Source organism: Burkholderia sp. GW821-FHT14F03, from assembly GCF_058803765.1.
Genome location: NZ_JBXAPG010000155.1, coordinates 1 through 617, shown reverse-complemented (window position 1 = coordinate 617; position 617 = coordinate 1). Strand labels below are relative to the sequence as shown.

Annotated in this window: 1 protein-coding gene; it reads left to right on the top strand. The window is 69.2% G+C overall.

Translation table 11 applies throughout. The features are described from left to right. Nucleotides 1-617 (top strand): type VI secretion system tip protein TssI/VgrG (tssI, locus tag AC1RQF_RS33480; protein ID WP_492874428.1); only part of this gene is annotated, 617 nt, incomplete at both ends.

The window sequence follows — 617 nt, the reverse complement described above, 5'->3', positions numbered from 1 at the left end:
CCCCGCTACAGTCACCAGCACAGCCGTGACGGCGTCGACCTCGAGCATCAGGGCCGCCGCTACGAGCGCTACGACTACCCCGCCCGCGCCAAGTTCGACGAGGCCGGCAAGCCCTTCGCCGAGAACCGCCTGCGCGGCCACCGCCGCGATGCGCGCATCGCCCTGGTCGAAGGCGACGACCCGCGCCTGCAGCCAGGTGTCTCCTTCACTCTTGCCGGCCACCCGCGCGAGGACATGAACCGCGGCTGGCGTCCGGTCAGCATCGTCCACCGCGGCAAGCAGCACACCAGCCAGGCCGAAGAGAACGCCGAGGCGCAGACCGGCACCCACTACCACTATGAGGCCGAGTTGGTACCGGACGACGCCGAGTGGCGCGCCGAGCCGCTGCCCAAGCCGCGCATCGACGGCCCGCAGAACGCAGTGGTGGTCGGCCCGCCGAACGAGGAGATTTACACCGACGAGTACGGCCGGGTGAAGGTGCAGTTCCCGTGGGACCGCCTGGGCAAGCACGACGAATACAGCTCTTGCTGGATCCGCGTCTCGCAGAACATCGCCGGCGCCACCTGGGGGCACATGGCCATCCCGCGCATCGGGCAGGAGGTCATCGTGTCTCACTA